The sequence below is a fragment of the Actinoplanes sp. NPDC049599 genome (genome assembly GCF_044465625.1).
Lineage (GTDB): Bacteria > Actinomycetota > Actinomycetes > Mycobacteriales > Micromonosporaceae > Actinoplanes.
Genome location: NZ_JBITLX010000001.1, coordinates 191,052 through 207,226, shown reverse-complemented (window position 1 = coordinate 207,226; position 16,175 = coordinate 191,052). Strand labels below are relative to the sequence as shown.

Below are 16,175 nucleotides of genomic sequence, written 5' to 3'. Positions count from 1 at the left end.
GCTCAGTTGCCGTGCCAGGCGGGAGCGACCGGATACACCGCGGGATCGGGTTGCGACCTGCGGTGGCCCGGCCGGCGCGCCCAGCTCGCGGCGGCCCGCTCGGTGATGGCCGCGACCTCCTCCTTCGCCGCCCGCGCGATCGGGCCGGCGTTCGGCTCCTTGTACCAGGGACGCAGCTTGATCATCGCGGGGCGCACCCCGGTGGCGAGCAGCAGCGCGGTGCCCTTGGGCAGCGCCCGGATCTTGTCAGCGGGCAGCACCTGCTCCTGCCGGTACGAGTACGACCGGGACGTGCCGTCCCGGCTCCGGGAGTAGCTCGGCGTCTTCACGTCGTGCTGGCCGATCAGCCGCGCCACCTTGTCGACGAAGTCCGCGTCGTCCAGGCCGGCACCGAGCAGCTTGACGGTGGCGGCGCTCCACAGGGCGTCCATCCCCGGCTCGCCCCAGACCCGGACCCCCTGCCGGTAGCTCTGCAGCAGCGTCACCACGTTGATCCCCCGCGACCCGAGGTGGCTGTAGAGGTCGGGCAGGTCGCTGATCCGGCAGACGTTCGCGGCCTCGTCCAGCACCGCCGTCATCGGCGGGTCCAGCCGGCCGCCCATCCGCTCGGCCGCCACCACCCCGGCACGCATGGTGGCGTCCGCCAGGCCGGCGATCACGCCGGCGGCCGAGCCGCCGCCGTCCTTGGAGAGCAGGTAGAGCGTGTCCTTGCCGAGCACGTGCCGGTCCGGGATGAACTCGGGCCGCGTCGGGTCGGGGCTGACCCAGGCCAGGATGCCCGGATCGAGCAGGCAGGCGACACACTGCCGGGCGGTCTCGTAGATGCCGTCGCGGGTTTCCACCGCGCCGCGTACCGTGCCTTGCAGCTGCTCGGCCATGGCCGGCAAGCCGACCTCCCGCAGCAGGTCGATCGGCGTGCGGTCCGCCGGGTCGGCAAGCCAGGCAAGCAGATCCGGTACGGTCGCCCCGCCGCGCGCCGCGGCCAGGAACAACGAGGTCAAGGTGTTCTGCGCGGCCGAGATCCAGAAGTCCTTCTTGGACGCGTCATCGTTGACCGAGGTGACGAAGTGACCGGAGAGCCGGCGCGCGCCCTCGATGGTGTCGCAGTCGGCCAGCATGTCCCACCACATCTCCCGGGGCGTGTGCGCGATGCCCTGCGGGTCGAAGGTCCAGACCGTGCCGACCTTCATCCGCTCCTGCCGGGTGACGGTGTAGACGTCGGACTTGTTGGAGGTCAGCAGCACCGCGCCGGTGGCCCGCAGCAGCCGGGGGATGGCGATGCCGGTGGACTTGCCGGCCCGCGGCGCCATCAGATCCAGCTCCACGTCCTCGAACGACGACCGCAACTCGGGCCCGGACGGCGACAGATCACCGAGCAGGTTCCCCGTGTCGTCGGGACGCAGCGTCTTGACGCCCTGGAGCGACGGCCGCAGGTCCCGGGCCCGGGCCGCGATCCCCTTCGGCATCATGCTCCGCATCTCGCGCTGCCCGGCCAGCCCTCTGGTCCGGTTGGCGAACTTCTTGTACGCCCCGACGACGATCAGCAGCGCCAGGATGATCACCAGGGCGAGGACCAGCACAATGCCCGCGTAGACGGCGTACGGGGGCGCACCCGGCCAGACCTCGGCAGCCGAGCCGGTGAGCACGGCGGCGTACACATCCATGCTGAACGGCGGCGGGTGCCAGCCGTTGCCCATGATCGCGGCGCCGACCGTACCGCCGAACCAGATGACGCCGAACAGCACGATGTTGAGCAGCGCCAGGCCCGGAATCAACCAGGTCATCTTCTCGCCGGAGGCGCCCCCGCCGGACCTGCTCATCAGCCGTCCGTCCGCTGGTCGGCGGCCGGCCTCGGGGCGGGCAGCGGCCCGTCGCCGGCCTTCAGGGCGGCCTCGGCCGCGAGCCGTTCGGCCTCCACCCGTTCGGCATAACCGTTGGAGACCCAGCGGGTGTTGGTGTCGTGCAGGTGGCTCTCGGTGTTCGTGATGGACACCCGGATCGGGATGCCGGGACGGCCACCGACCTTGATCAGGAATCGGCCGCGGCCGGGCGGTTCCTCGTTCTCACCGTTCTGCGCCCAGCCGGGCGGTGAGGACCAGGACGAGACCAGGTCGATCTCGCGCCGGGACAGGCCCACCACCTTGCCCAGCTCCTGCATCTCGGCCTTGGGCAGCCCGGCGACCGCCACCATGCCGGCCCGCTCGACGAATCCGCGGGCCTTGGCCTTGTCCGCCTCGCTGCCCAGGGCCTCGGCGTCCTTCAGGGTGTGGGTGATCTTCGCGTCGGCCAGGCCGAGCGAGCGGTTGAGCCGGGTCAGCGCGTCGATCCGGTCGACGATGCCGGAGGCTGCCCGCATCGGGCGCCACAACTCGTCGAGGACGGTGAAGAACCAGCGCCGCGGTGCCAGGCCGGCGTCGGCGAGGGCGTGCGACGCGGCGACCGTACCCAGGCCGTCGGACCAGGCCGCGAGCATCGCCGCGGCGGTCAGCTGACCGTCGGCCTCGCCGATCCGGGAGATGTCGATGCACACCGCGGTGGCGTTGGGGTCGATGTGGGCCGAGGTCGGGGACGCGAACGTGCCGCCCAGCGGGCCGTCGAGGATGCCGAGCAGGGACCGGTGCAGCGGGTCCACCGCGTCGCGGTACCGCGCCTCCTGGCCGCGGTCCAGGGTGACCTGCCGGATCCGCGGCGGCCCCTCGTCCAGCACCTGGAGCAGGTCGGTGAGGTGGAAGGCCTGCCCCGGTGTCGTTCGCTCCCTCAGGTGCCGCAGGCAGGCCGACAGCACGGACTGCTCGTGGTCCGAGATCGGTTGGCCGCGCACGATCGTCAGCAGTGCGGCGACCATGTTGAGCACCCGGCCGTGCGCCTCGGCCACCAGGGTCTCGCCGGCCTGGCCGCCGATCTTCATGGCCGCGGCGCCCATCGCGCCCGGGTCCAGCACGTTCAGCCCGCCGACCCCCCGGCCGATGGAGATCACCTGGCCGCCGAGCGCCCGTACGGTGTCCGCGTAGTCGGGCTTGAGGTCACCCAGGACCAGCGGCACCACACCCTGGGCGCTCAACCCGATGAGCATCCGGTTGATCAGCGTCGACTTGCCCAGACCCGGCATGCCCAACATGAACAGCGACGGGTTGGAGATGTAGCGGGCCCGGGTGAACCAGTTGAGCGGGTCCCCGCAGACCGTGGCTCCGGTGGCGAGGTGCTGACCCAGCGGCACGCCGACCATCGGCGCCCCGGACCCGGCGGCGAACGGCCACAGGCCGCACGCCTGCACGGTGGTGGCCCGCCACATCGTGGGCGGGTCCAGGGCGGCGACGCGGCCACCGCCGATCCCGGCCGACCCGCGGTGCGGCACGCTGTCGTCGTCGTTGGCCCGGGCCAGTTGCCTGCGGTGCCGGGCCTCCGCCGCCGCGTTCCGGGCCCGCAGTTTGCTCGCCTTCCGGCGGGCCCGCGGCGACTGGTCGCCGGTCTCGTCGAGCTCCCGGGCCTGCTGGTGCAACGGCGGGACGACCAGGTTGCTCAGCGCGTTGGTCTCACCCGAGGCACCCCGGGGCCAGCCCGCGCCGAGATCGTGGACGCGGATCTGCGAGTCCTGCGCGGTCACAGCGCCTCCTGCAGCTCGTGCGGAATCATCGTCTGCTCCCACGGCAGGATGCCGACGGGCAGCGAACAGGTGAAGGCGGCGGCCTGCATCCGGTCGGCCGCGCGCATCGAGATGCGCGTCGCGCCGAGCAGATTGCGAACCGTCACGTTGGCGTCGGCGACCTCGGCGGCGGAGTCCACGGTGACGGTCACGACCATCGAGAACTCCACCAGGCCGGCACCCGAGGCCTCCTCCGCGGCGGTCTGTTCGGCCGCCGCCACCTCCGAGGCGGCGCGGGCCCGGACCATGCCCCGCGTCGAGGTGGCCATGAACTGCGAGGAACGCCGGTCCGATTCGACGATCTTGGCCGAGGTGGCCGGATCGAGCGGACGGTAGAGCAGGGCCACCCGCTTACGACGCAGGTCGGGCGCCGGTTCGAGCAGGTTGCGGAGCACGCTGGACCGCACCGTGCCGCGCGGGGCGAGGGTCAGCAGCCAGCTCCGGGAGACGCCGGAGTCGTGGTGGTACGCGTTGACGGTCTCCCGGGAGGCGGCGGGCCCGGAGTCCGCCCACTCCAGCCCGGTGCCGCCGTGCTGGGCGCGTACGTCGAGGACGTCCGCCGCGACGGCCGGGTCATAGGCCACCCGGACCACTTCGGCGATCCGCTCGGCCGACAGCGGTTCCGCGGCTCCCCCGCCCGCCCCGACCAGGCCGGTGAGCAGTCCGTGCAGCCGCAGCGCCAGGTCGGTCAGGATCTCTTCCTTGTCCCGCTTGTTACCGCCCGGGAGCCCGTACGTCAGGGTGATGTAGGTGTTCATCTCCGAGGATGCCGAGGGATAGCGGTCGACCACTTCCTCCATCACCGCCCGCGCGGCCGGTGCCGCCCCCGGCGCGATGCGGGTCAGCACCTCGGTGGCGAGCCGGGTGCCCGGGTCCGGGGCGGTCTCGACGATCAGGGAGCAGCCCCGCAGTCCCGGCTCGTGGGCGAGCCGGCTCAACCAGTCGCCCCACATCGCCACCCAGATGTCCACCTGGTCGGAGTCGACCAGGGACCCGCCGTCGGGCTCGCACCCGAGCACCACGGTGTAGAGGTTGCGGTAGCGGTGGTGCAGCACGCCGAAACGCCGGTCGTAGGGGTCCCGGCCCTCCAGCATCGTCACCTTGCTGAGCATCCCGGGTGGACGGAACCGGCCGCCGGGACGCCGGGAGAGCGGGCCGGAGACGTACAGGTGCTGCCTGTTGGTCTTGCGGCGGAGCCAGCCGACGCGCAGCGCCATCACGTTGTAGACGTTGCGGCCGTCCTGGGTGCGGATCGCCAGCGGGCCCACCGCCACCACGAGCGGCACGGCGATCACCACGGCCGCCTGCAGCGAGATCAGCGAGGCGAACAGGACCAGGATGAGCCCGCCGAACACGCCTACCGTTCCGACCAGTCCGAAGGATCCGAGACCGGCCTTGCGGGGCCGGCGCCAGTTGCCGTAGGTCCGGGTCTTGATCGCTTCCGTACTCATGATGCGGGCCTTCTTCCGTGAGGCTGACTATTGGTTCTCGCCGTTCTGGCCGTCCGGCAGGGCGCCGTTGAAGGCGGGAGCGACGTATTCGGCCGCCACGGCGCTGCCCCAGGCGACCCCCGCCGCGGCACCCGTGACGCCGGCGAGCCCACGTCCGGCGCCCGAGACCACCCGGCGCCTGGTGGACCGGCCGCCACCCGACCCGGAGTCGCCGCCGCCCTCATCCGAGCCCGAGGGACCATCGGCGCTGCCACCACCGGCGTCACCGCCGGAGTCACCGCCGTCGCCGGCTCCCGAGGGACCGTCGGAGTCCGACCCACCGCCGGAATCACCGGCGGCGTCACCCGCGCCCGAAGGACCGCTCGCATCGCTGCCGCCGGACGTGCTCTCCGCGTCGCCGGCGCCCGATGGGCCGCCGGACTCGCCACTGCCGGACGTGCCGGCGGCATCCTCCGCGCCCGTTGCGCCATCGGACTTCTTCGACTCCGCGGAGTCCTTCTTCTCGCTGGGGTTCTTGGATCCGGACGATCCACTCGCCGACGCCGCGCCGCTCGGCCCCGACCCCTTGGCCGCGCCCCCGCCGCCGCGGGTCGCGTAGCTCATGGCGCCGGTGGCGACCGCACCGGTGGCCTTGGCCGCCCCGGAGGCCGCACCCGCGGCGGTGGCGCCCACGCCGTCCGAGGAGCCCAGCGCCGCGGCGGCGGGCACGACCAGCCGGAGCAGCGCGGGCAGCGCCACCGCCGAGAGCAGCAGCACGCCGCAGCCGGCGATCTTCTGCTGGGTCGCGTCGGCGCCGGAGGAGGTGATCATCGCCGCGCCCGCATACAGCACCAGACCGGTTGCCGGCTTGAAGACCAGCCAGGCGACCATCCAGGCGATGTGCTTGCGCCACCAGGAGCTGCCCCACTCGGTCATCGAGGCGGCCGCGGCCAGCGGCAGGGTGCCGGAGAGGATGACCATCACACCGAGCCGGATGTACAGCAGGATGATGTGGATGATCCCGGCGATGATCAGCAGCAGCCCGACGATGATCAGCAGGAAGGCCGTCAGGCTGTCCGTGCCGCACTGGGCGATGAGCTTGAGCTGCTCCTTGACGCCGCTCTCGTAGAGGTGCTTCGTGTACTCGTCGGCCAGCTTGGCCAGCTGGGTGAGCACGAAGGTCGAGCCGCCGGCCACCAGGATCATCCGCAGGATGCCCTTGACCGCCATCGTCCCGGGCTGCGCGCGCCGTTCCATCGCCATCCGGGCGGAGGCGAACAGCAGCGACGCGACGGCCAGCGCGACCACCAGCCAGTTGATCTGCAGACCGATCTTGCCGTTCACCGACGAATCGGCCAGCGTGGGGATGTCCTTGGCGACGTCCGCGAACAGGCTGACGGCGGCGCTGAGGATCGCGTTGGCGATCGAGCTGAGGATGCCGTCGATGCCGCTGTCCAGGACGGACGCGACACCACCCAGCGCACCCCCGTAGGTGGCATCACCGCTGCAGGAAGCCATCTCACACCTTCCACATCACGAAGCCGCCGTTGGCGGTCACGACTTTCAGCGGGGTGTGCAGGTTGCCGTCGCTCAGCGGGCGCACCTTCCAGTCACCGCCGTCCCAGGCCACCGTGTAGTCGGCGATCCCGTAGATCGAGGCGGTGTCCTTGATCAGCAGACGCACGACGGCCTCGTCCGGTGAGTAGGTCATCAGCATGAAGCCGGCCAGCGACCGGGAGGTGTACTGCGGCGGCGCTCCCCGGTCCGACGAGCGCATCGCCACGAAGATCTCGCGCGAGATGCCCGGTACGACCTGCTGGTCCGTCACCGTCTCCCAGTCACTGCCGCTCATCTGCCGGGGAATGACGTTCGCCGCCATGACCGCACCCATCGGGGTGTGGGCGAAACACCACAGCAGCGGGCCGCTCGTCAGCAGCGGTCCGGCGGTCGCGGACAGCGGCACCTTGCCGCCGTTCAACGGCTGCCAGGTCACGTCGGCCGGCGGCGCCGCCGGCGGGTCCTGATCGGTGTCGTCGGAACGGCACCCACCGGGCCGGGAACCGTCGGGACCGAGACCGCTGGAGAGCGGGCCGGCCGCCGCCCGCTGCTCGCTGCCGTCCCCCGAGTCCGGGCCACCGAACAGCACAGTCGTGCCCCCGGCACACACCACGAGGAGCAGGAAGCAGGCCGAGATCTGCCAGCCCCGCTGCTGCCAGAACGGCCGGTCGTCCACTTCGCCGGACTCGGATCGACGCCACACGGCTCGGTCCCCTTTCGCTGGACGGGGACGGACCTAGTTGCCCTCGGGAGTGGTGGTGCCGCCGTTGGAGAAGAACCAGCTGATGACGGGTCCCGCGACGGCGACCAGGATGCAACCGCCCAGCACCATGCCGAGGCGGCTCATGTGCTCCGAGCTCTCGCCCCGCTTGTGCGAGATGGCCATCATCGTGCCGGTCACCAGCACCCCGCAGACGCCCGCCGCCGTGCCGGCCCAGGCGATGAGGTTGAGGCCGAGGGTCACGAACTTGATGAGCTCCGGAGGGGCGGCGCCCTCCGGCTGCGGGACATCCACGGCGAGCGCGCGACTGAGGACGTAGTGACCGAGACTGGGCAGAGACATGGCAGTTCTCCTTGTTCATCAGCGGTGGGAGTAATGAAGAGTCGCCTGGTGCCGAAATGCGGATGAGCGTCAGTTCCAGGGGTGCAGGAATGTCATGATCGGGCCCGCCGAAAGACCGACGACGCAGGAGACCCCGATCAGCACGATGCCGCGCCAGTGCTCGCTGAACTCGCCCGGTTCCCCGCGGCGCAACTGCAATCCGAGATTGGCGCCCACGATGACCAGGCCGGCCACCGCGGCGGCCGAGACCGACCAGGCCAGCAGGTTGAGCAGCCGCATCCCGGGATCCTCCGGGTCGTCGTTCTTGAGGGTGAAGGCCTCCAACGGCTTCTCCGAGAACGAATGACCGGGGACGACCACGCCGGGGCAGTTCATCTTGAACCCGATGGTGACACCGGTGGCCGTGCACTGACTGGCTCCGGTGATCTCCTTGAAATTGTCGTGGGTGTGTTCGCCGAACACCTCGAAGTCGAGCCACACGTGATCGGTCGGTCCACCCTCGACGTACAGGGTCTCCGTCTGGCGGGCCAGCAGATGTTTCGAGCAGGCCCGGTCACTGCCGCGGGGCTTCTTCATGGAGGTGTCGCTCTTGATGCAGAACTGGACGGTGGCGCCCATCTGGTTGTCGACGTCCACCTTGATCATTCCCGGCTTGTCATCCGCCTGAGCCGGCGCCGACGCCAGCGCACCCAACCCGATCAGGGCCAGCGCACCGACGACGACCGCACCGATCAGCCGCGTCCGCTTCATCGCCCGCCGCCCTGCTGCGCGGCCCGCACCACACGACCGAGTTTGACCAGGTCACGCGGGAGCCGCTCGGTCTGCCGGCCCAGCCGCCACTGCGGAACCCAGGAGACCCGCCACGTCGGCACCTTCGAGCGCAGCTCCCTGATCATGCCGCGCAGCTCGCGCGGCAGCCGGCCGGGCAGATCCGCGACGAGGACCAGGCCGACCAGCCCCATGCCCGCCGGATGCCGGCCCTCGTGAACGGCGTTCAGCGAGCGGGCGGCCGCCCGCAGACCCTGCACATCGGTGCGCGCGACGAGCAGGATCCGAGCCGGATGCCCACACGTCACATCGGGCCAGTGGCACCCCAGATCCGAACCGCCGAGCACCTTGGCCAGGGTCGAGGCGCCGGCACCGCCGTGTGCCGCGACCCAGCTGACGCCCGGCGCGGACAACGGTCGCTGCCCTGCCCGCGGCGCCTGCGGAGTCAGCGGGACCGGGCCGTCCACCCGCCACGGAACGGCGTGGGATGACGGCGCGGAGGTGGTGTAGGTCAACGATTCCACCCCTTCGTCAGTCGTCGGAAGCCTTTGTCAGAAAGCCACAACGGCCGGCGGGGTGGCCCGGTTCACGACGCCGCGGGTTTCTTCCCGAAGCTCTTCCGACGACCGGGAGCCACCCGCTAGGACCGCTTCTGCACGGTCTTGGCGACGGGCACCGGCTTTCGCCGGATGGGGGACGGGGTGGGCGGTGGCAGGTCGGCGGCTCGGCCCAGCCCCGTGGACCGGGCCACATCGGCCACCTCAAAATTGACCGGGCTTCCCCTCCGAGAGTCAGGGCTGTCGGGCGAGGGAGCCGTCCCGTAGGACTCGCGGCCGTAGTTCCAGGGCTGCGTCCCGTACGACCCGCGGCCGTAGTTCCGAGGCTCTGTCCCGTACGACTCAGGGCCGTAGATCCGGGGCTCCATCCACTCGGCCGTCATGCTGTGGTGCTCGGCGGACACTCGATCGGCCACGGAGAACAGGTCTCGCGTCCGGTTCAGCGCCTCGGGCTCGGCGCGCAGCCAACGCTGCACGTCCGGGATCTGTCGGGCGAGCGCGTCCACGGCCTTCGCCACGTACAAGGTGCGGTCCAGACTCGGCCCCTCGGCCGGGCTCACCCGGCCGGCGGACGAGGCCGCGGCCCGCCCGTCGCCGCGCTGATTCTGCTGCGACCGTTGCCGTCGTTTCTCCTGTCCGCCCTCGTCGTGCTCCGACTGGCTCTCCCGGCCGCCACTGGCACCGATGAGTTGCGCCACCCGATTCGGAACGACGTCGTAGGCCAGCTGCCGCAGCGCCGTACGGAAAGCGAACGGCAGGGCCGCCATACTCCCGAATTCCTTCTTGACCAGGGCGGTCGCTTCGATGCTCACATCGAGCTTCGCCCGGCGCAGTTGCGGGAACTCGTTCGGCAGCTTGACACCGCCGGGGCCCTTCTCCCCGTTGTCACGCCGCTCCTGATTCCGCCTGATCATGTAGCGGAGGTCCTTCTGCAACGTTCGTTCGGCCCGGCGGATCTGGACCGCTCTGTCAAAACGCGACTTGCCGGATGTCGGTGGCATGAGTACCTCGCTCCGTGCGGATCAGTGCTGGAGTTGTGGCGTGCGGCGGTCACCGGTCTCGCAGATCTCGACGATCCGGCCCAGCCCGATCGCCTGTTTCGGCAGCTTGGCCACCTTCCTGCCGAGTCGCCACGGCGCGATCCACGGCACCCTCCACACCGGAACGATCGATCGCAGCAGGCGGATCCGGGTGACCAGCGGCGGCGGCAGCCGGCCCGGCGCGTCCGCGACCAGGACCAGCCCCACCAGTTCCATCCCCGCCGGATGCCGGCCCTCCCGGAGCGCGTTCAGCGCCCGCGATGCGGCCCGCAGGCCCTGCGCGTGGGTACGCGCCACCACCATGACCCGGGCCGGCTCGGCGCGCGCGGCGTCGGGCCAGCCGGTGCCCAGGTCCTTGCCGCCCAGCACGATGGACAGGGTCGTGGCGCCCGCGCCGCCGTGTGCCGCCACCCAGCCGAGGCCGTGGGCGGACAGGGAACGGTGCGGCACCGGGCCGCCGGTTGCAGGGCTCATGCCGAACTTCCTTCTGCCGAGAACGTCCGTTCAGCTGGCCACAACGTGCGCCGGGCCGCACCGGTTCACGGCTGCGGTGGTCACCTCTCTGCGAACTGCAGCCAGCTGACGTTGACGTACTCGTTGGGCTGGCCGCTGGTGAAGGTCAGGTACACGTCGTGGGTGCCGGTCACCGCGGCCAGGTTGCCGGGGACGACCCGCCAGGTCTCCCACCCGCCGGTGTCCGCGACCGCGACCGAGCCCAGGACCGGGTTCCCCGGGCCGTCGAGCCGGATCTCGACCAGACCGGAGATCCCGGGGCCGGCCCCGGACGCCACCCGCACGGTGAACTGGGTCGCCGTACGGTCACCGAAATCGACCCCCGCGTAGCAGGCCCAGTCCCCGTTGGCGATGTTCCCGATGAACCCGCCGCCACCGGACGTCCCCTGCCTGGTGGTGCCGTGCTCGGCGGAGTGACCGTCGGCCGCGATCTGGCCGTACGCGTCATGGCTCTTCTTCTCCTGGACGGGCGGGACCACCACGACGGGCACCTCCGGGGCACCCGGCTCCGGGACGGTGCCGCCGCCGTCGCCGAACGGCGTCAGCGTGACCTGCACGTGCTGCGGCGCATTGTCCTGTGTGTACGAAGCCTGCTCGGTGACGTCGTCGAACGCGAAGCCGTACGCCAGCCCGTCGCCGGCGTACTTGTGCATGATGCGCGAGTAGTGGTTGGTGACGGGGCCCTGGTAGAAGCGCGCGGGATCGGTCGTCGGCTGATTCGGGTCACCGAGCACGGACCGGTTGAGCCCCGCCGCGACGATCGCCGCCACCGGCCCGCTCATGCCGTCGTTGGTGGCCTGCAGCGCACCGTGGCAGAACAGCACATCCGACGTGCTCGGCCGGGCGAACGACCCGCCCGCGCCGCTGAACGACAGGCGCCCGTCGGTGACCCGGCCGGTGAACTCGCCCTGCAAGGTCCGCACGCGCAGGTCGGTGGTGGCATACCTGTCCCACATCTCCCCGATGTAGCCGTCGAGGTAGGTCGGCGAGAACCGGCCGATGCCGATCGCGTGACTCGGCGCGACGATCCGCAGGTTGTCACCGATGACCAGCCGCTCGAAGCCGGGCTGCTGCCGCATCTCCGCGAAGATCTGGTTCCGGCTGCCCGCGGCCGGGGCGCCGGCGACCTTCTCGCCACCGCCGCCCCGCAGCCGGATCGACATCGGAATGCTGAACATGTCGACGTTCGTGGTGTTGCAGAACATTCCGTCATCGGTGAAGGCGAACTCGCAGCAGTCATGCAGCACGCCGAAGTTCGGGTCGCCCTCGGCCCAGCCCACCGGGAACTGCAGGGAGGGCTTTCCGTTGCCGTCCGTCACCACTTTGAACTTCAGCCGCTCGTTGATCGAGAAATAGATCCGGCTGCCCACCATCTTCGGCAGGATGAATGACGTGTCGCCGTCGCCGGACAGCGGAATACCCAGGTCGACATAGCCGTCCGCGCCGTTGTCGCTCAGCGCCGCCGGGGTGAACCGGCCAGGGGACTTCACGTACCCTCGCGGCCCGCCGTTCGGCTGCTCACCGACGATGTACATGGTGATGGCCGAGTTGGGGAACTGCCCGGTGTTGTTCGTGACGGTGATCGGCAGACCGTCCGCGGCGTCGGCTCGGGAGAAGAACGCGGAGCCGATGAACGGTACGCTCGCCGCCGCCCCGCCGGCGATGATGCCAAGAACCGCTCTTCTGCTGGGCATGGTTTCTCCTCCGCATAGAAAAATGGATCGTCCCGAGTCAAACAACGGGACCGGGAAAGCGCATCGTCCCGTTTACGGTGTCCCGTTCCCCCGAGGTCAGCGAACGCCGCCGGGGCCCAGATAGGCGGAGACCACGGGCCCGCTGCCGGCCCGGCTCACCGTGAAGAACACCAAAGTGGACAGCGGCACCTGGACCTGCGCGGTAATGTCCTGCAGCTTCCCGTCGCTGGTCCAGTTGACGACGGGCCAGGCGTGCCCGTCGGAGGTCACCGCCTGCAGCCGGTAGCCGACCCCGGACCGCAACCCGTCGACGGTCGCCCGGACGGTGACGCCGCCGTCCTGCTGGGTGACGAAGACCGAGAGCGAGGCCCCGGTCGAACTGTCCGCCGCGGTCGCCGCGGCGGTGACCACGGGTACGGCGACAGCACCGGTCCGCTGGTTGCCCCGCAGCAACGCCCCGAAGGCGAGACCACCGATCACCAGCACCAGGGCCAGCAGGCCACCCAGCCGGACCAGGGCACCCGTCCGCCGGCTCCGCACCGGCGGGCGGCGACCGGGCGGCCCGGCCGGAGCCTGCCGGGCCGGGGGTGCAGCAGGCGGACGCGGCTCCTTGGGAAGTTTCGCGGGCAGGGGTGCGAGCGGCAGCGATCCGATCGCCGGCAGCTCATCGGCGTCCTTACGGCGCGAGAACCGCGGCTTCTCCGGCTCACCGACCAGCTCCTCCCGCCGAGAAGCAGGACGAACCGGCACCCCGAGCGAAGGCGAAGGCGACGGCGACGGCGACGGCGACGGCGACGGCTCGGAAGGTGGCGGCAAAACCGTAGGCGGCACAACCGTTGGTGGCACAACCGTTGGCGGCTTGGTCTTTGCGACCGGCGTCGGTGGCTTGGCCACGGCGATGGGCTGCGGGGCGGCGGGAGGCAGGACCTTCCGCCCCTCCGACGCGACCGCGGGTGTCGGCAACGGTGGTTTGACCACGGCGATGGGCTGCGGCGCGACCGGACGCGCGGCAACCGGCGCCGGCGCGACGGGAGGCGGTGCGGTCGGAGCCGGCGCAACCGGCGGCGGATCCACCGGCTCCGGACCCGGCCCGGAATCCGGCTGGCGATCCGGCTTCGGACCCGGCTCGGGATCCGGCTTGAGCTTCGGCTGGAGATCCGGTTGGAGATCCGGTTGGAGATCCGGTTGGAGATCCGGTTGGAGATCCGGTTGGAGATCCGGTTGGAGATCCGGTTGGAGATCCGGCTTGGCTGATCCGCGCTTCCGGAAAGGCCGTCGGCGGGTCGGCTCGCCGGCCGGTTTCCCGCCCTTCTTCGGCTCCAACGGCGCCGCCGGCTCCGGCTCGGGGGCGAAGAACTGCACGAACCGTTCCGACGGCGGTCCCGTCCGGTTCAGTGCCCCGAAGTTGTCCAGCACCTCGTCGCGGTCCTGCTCCGACAGCAACGCCAGCGACGCCACCGTGTCGATGATCTGCTCCGCGAGCTCCCGGCATCGCGCGCATTCCGCCAGATGCGCCTCGATGACCACACCCTCGGCGATGCCGAGCGTGTCCAGGTAGTAGAGCCCGAGCAGCTCGGTCACATGCGGCTCGTCGCCGCCTATGTCAGCCACCCGGCCCAGCCCTTCCGGTGGACGGCCTGCGCCGTCGCACCCCTCAGCACCACATGCTCCTGTTGCGGGACACCAACGGGTCGGGGCTGCTCCGGGTTCACGGATCGGCGAATTCGTCGCCGGCCCGGTGAACCGGGGCGCGCCGGTGGCCGTTTCAGGGCCGTGCTCCCGCGCGGGCGGGGGCGGGCCAGGAGGAGCCGGTGTTCAGAGTCGCCGTCGTAGCGGATCAGCCCGTCGCGCGTGCCGGGCTGGAGAAGCTGGCGTCCGACGATCCCGGCATGACGGTCGCCGCGGCCGTCGCATCGGTGGCCGAGCTTCTCGACGACGCGTACGACGTCGTGGTGATCGATCTGCCGCGGCTCGACGCCGCCGCGCTGGGCACGATCGCCGAGGTGGTGACCGTCGGCCATCCGCTGGTCAGTTCCGCCTGGGAGGCCGGCCCGAGCCTGCTCGGCACCGTCCGGGCCGGCGCGCGCGGCTGCATCAGCCGGCTCACCGAGCAGCAGGACGTCCGGGATGCCATGCACGTCGTCGCGCGCGGCGGGGTCTACTTCTGCCCGCGGCTCACCGGCCGGCTCCAGCTCGAGCTGGCCAGCCGCGGCGACGACGACCCGGGCGGGCTGGCACCCCGCGAGATCGAGACGTTGCGATGGATCGCATCGGGCTTCACGCACGCGCAGATCGCCACCCGGATGGGGTTGTCGACGGCGACCGTCGACACGTACGCGAAGCGCATCCGCGCCAAGCTGAACGTCAGCAACAAGGCCGAACTGACCCGGGTGGCGATCGAGCTCGGCCACTTCGTTCAGCATCGGCGCACCACGGCGGCGCCTCTTCAGCCGGTCCAGCCCTAGGCACGCAGCAGGCGGCGGATGCGGGCGATCAGCACCACGGCCGCGGCCAAGGCGATCAGGGTCACCACCGTCAGCAGGGCAACCTGGTCGCCGGTGCGGGTGGAACTGACCGTGGTGGCCGTCTCGTCCGCGCTCGGGGCGGCCTCGGCCTCCTCGGGCAGCACCAGGGTCACCGCCACCGCCGGGTTGATCATGCCCCAGCCGAAGGTGTCGTCGGGCTGCCCGCCGTCGCCCATCTTGTCGGCGCTGACCTCGACCCGGTGGGCGACCTGCCCGGCATCGAGCTCCGGGTACGCCGTCCGCACCAGCGCCGCGGTGGCCGCGACGAACGCCACCGCGTACTGGGTGCCGCTCGCGGTCGTCAGGCCTTTCGGGCCCAGGCTGCTCACGTTGACGCCCGGCGCCACCACGTCGACGCCGCCGGAGCTGTAGTCGGCGGCGCCGCGGCCGTCCACGCCGACGCCGCCGGCTCGCAGCACGCCGTCGCCGGATGCGCCGGCCGCCGCCGAACCGATCGGTGCCGCGTGCACGACGACGATGTTCTTCGTGACCGCTTCGGTGATCGCCCTGGTGACGGCCGGGTCGCCGGTGTCCACATGCGAGCCGATGGCGATGACCGTGGCGCCGTCACGGACCGCCGCGTCGATCGCCTCGACCGCGTCGGCGGCCTTCGCGCGGCCGTCGCCCCCCACCACCCGGATCGGCAGGACCGTCGCGTCCGGGGCGACCCCGGTGACGGCACCGCTCTGGTTCTTGCCGGGCTGCGCGGCGATGATGCCCGCCATGGCCGTACCGGTGCCGAGGCAGTCGGTGTCGCCGCGGCCGGTGCCGGTGACGACGTCGCGGCCCGCGTCGACGTGCCCGGTGAGCTGCGGATGGGCCGCCTCGACGCCGGAGTCGACGACCGCGACGAGCTGGCCTTTGCCGCGGCTCTGCGGCCAGGCCTGGTCGGCGGCGAGCCGCAGGCCGGCCCAGTCGGACCGGCTGGTCGACGCGGCGACGCTGGTGCAGCCGACCGGCCGGGCGGGCTTCGCGGGCCCGGCCGGCGACGGCGGCGTGGACCGCGAGGACGGAGCAGCCGTGGTGGGCGCCGGGGCGGCCGGGCCGGCCGCCGGCACACTGCCCGGCAGCAGGCCGTAGCGGACCTCCGCACCGACGGCGTCCCAGGGCAGTTGCAGCGTCCAGCCCGCCTCGAGGCGGGCCGGGTCGGTGAGCGTCTTGCCGTTCGGCTGCTTACGGGTCCGGTTGAGGTTGAACACCTCGGCCGACCGTGCGCCGTCGCCCAGGAACCGGGCCGCGATCTCGGTGAGGTTCTCCGGCTTGTTCTGATAGGACTCGGCCACCTGGTAGTACTTCACGTACTCGCGGTCGTCGACCGCGGCGGCGGCGGTCGCGGACAGGCCGATCAGCGCGATCACCGCGCTCAGCGCCAGCAGGATGCGCAC

14 protein-coding genes and 1 pseudogene are annotated in these 16,175 nt (G+C 71.5%); 1 reads left to right on the top strand and 14 read right to left on the bottom strand.

Features of this window, described 5'->3' with window-relative positions:
- Positions 1-2: 2 nt before the first annotated feature.
- The 13 genes and pseudogenes from ACIBQZ_RS00970 to ACIBQZ_RS00910 all read right to left on the bottom strand — a co-directional run.
- Positions 3-1,820: a type IV secretory system conjugative DNA transfer family protein gene (locus ACIBQZ_RS00970; protein ID WP_396086376.1), complete on the bottom strand. Its 1,818-nt coding sequence runs from the start codon at positions 1,818-1,820 to the stop codon at positions 3-5.
- Positions 1,820-3,604, bottom strand: a complete 1,785-nt coding sequence (locus ACIBQZ_RS00965; RefSeq protein WP_396086375.1) for an ATP/GTP-binding protein — start codon at positions 3,602-3,604, stop codon at positions 1,820-1,822. Before ACIBQZ_RS00965 ends, ACIBQZ_RS00970 begins: the two co-directional genes overlap by 1 nt.
- Entirely contained in the window at positions 3,601-5,094 is a 1,494-nt protein-coding gene (locus ACIBQZ_RS00960; protein ID WP_396086374.1) for an SCO6880 family protein, read from the bottom strand. Before ACIBQZ_RS00960 ends, ACIBQZ_RS00965 begins: the two co-directional genes overlap by 4 nt.
- Before the next feature lie 27 nt (positions 5,095-5,121).
- Positions 5,122-6,591, bottom strand: a complete 1,470-nt coding sequence (locus tag ACIBQZ_RS00955) for a hypothetical protein (RefSeq protein WP_396086373.1) — start codon at positions 6,589-6,591, stop codon at positions 5,122-5,124.
- A 1-nt stretch (position 6,592) separates the two neighbouring features.
- Positions 6,593-7,333 (bottom strand): hypothetical protein, encoded by a 741-nt coding sequence (locus ACIBQZ_RS00950; RefSeq protein WP_396086372.1) that lies wholly within the window; start codon positions 7,331-7,333, stop codon positions 6,593-6,595.
- Positions 7,334-7,366: 33 nt separating this feature from the next.
- Positions 7,367-7,693, bottom strand: coding sequence for a hypothetical protein (locus ACIBQZ_RS00945; protein WP_396086371.1), 327 nt, complete (start codon positions 7,691-7,693; stop codon positions 7,367-7,369).
- Positions 7,694-7,762: 69 nt separating this feature from the next.
- A complete protein-coding gene (locus tag ACIBQZ_RS00940) occupies positions 7,763-8,443 on the bottom strand; it encodes a hypothetical protein (protein WP_396086370.1) in 681 nt (226 codons plus the stop codon).
- Complete coding sequence (locus ACIBQZ_RS00935; protein WP_396086369.1) at positions 8,440-8,976, bottom strand: hypothetical protein; 537 nt, start codon at positions 8,974-8,976, stop codon at positions 8,440-8,442. The genes ACIBQZ_RS00940 and ACIBQZ_RS00935 overlap by 4 nt, the downstream gene beginning before the upstream one ends.
- 125 nt (positions 8,977-9,101) lie before the next feature.
- A complete protein-coding gene (locus tag ACIBQZ_RS00930; protein WP_396086368.1) occupies positions 9,102-9,953 on the bottom strand; it encodes a hypothetical protein in 852 nt (283 codons plus the stop codon).
- Between the two features lie 87 nt (positions 9,954-10,040).
- On the bottom strand, positions 10,041-10,532 hold the full coding sequence (locus ACIBQZ_RS00925) for a DUF6668 family protein (RefSeq protein WP_396086367.1): 492 nt from the start codon (positions 10,530-10,532) through the stop codon (positions 10,041-10,043).
- 80 nt (positions 10,533-10,612) lie between these two features.
- Positions 10,613-12,265 carry a beta-1,3-glucanase family protein gene (locus tag ACIBQZ_RS00920; protein WP_396086366.1) on the bottom strand — a complete coding sequence of 551 codons (1,653 nt, stop codon included), beginning with the start codon at positions 12,263-12,265 and terminating at the stop codon, positions 10,613-10,615.
- A gap of 96 nt (positions 12,266-12,361) precedes the next feature.
- Positions 12,362-12,805 carry a hypothetical protein gene (locus tag ACIBQZ_RS00915; RefSeq protein ID WP_396086809.1) on the bottom strand — a complete coding sequence of 148 codons (444 nt, stop codon included), beginning with the start codon at positions 12,803-12,805 and terminating at the stop codon, positions 12,362-12,364.
- Between the two features lie 957 nt (positions 12,806-13,762).
- Positions 13,763-13,846, bottom strand: a pseudogene (locus tag ACIBQZ_RS00910) (zf-HC2 domain-containing protein); the annotation flags it as partial.
- Between the two features lie 230 nt (positions 13,847-14,076).
- Here ACIBQZ_RS00910 and ACIBQZ_RS00905 point away from each other — a divergent pair.
- Entirely contained in the window at positions 14,077-14,730 is a 654-nt protein-coding gene (locus ACIBQZ_RS00905) for a DNA-binding response regulator (protein WP_396086365.1), read from the top strand.
- Here the strand turns inward: ACIBQZ_RS00905 and ACIBQZ_RS00900 are convergent.
- Complete coding sequence (locus ACIBQZ_RS00900) at positions 14,727-16,175, bottom strand: S8 family serine peptidase (protein ID WP_396086364.1); 1,449 nt, start codon at positions 16,173-16,175, stop codon at positions 14,727-14,729. The two genes, ACIBQZ_RS00905 and ACIBQZ_RS00900, sit on opposite strands and share 4 nt — an antisense overlap.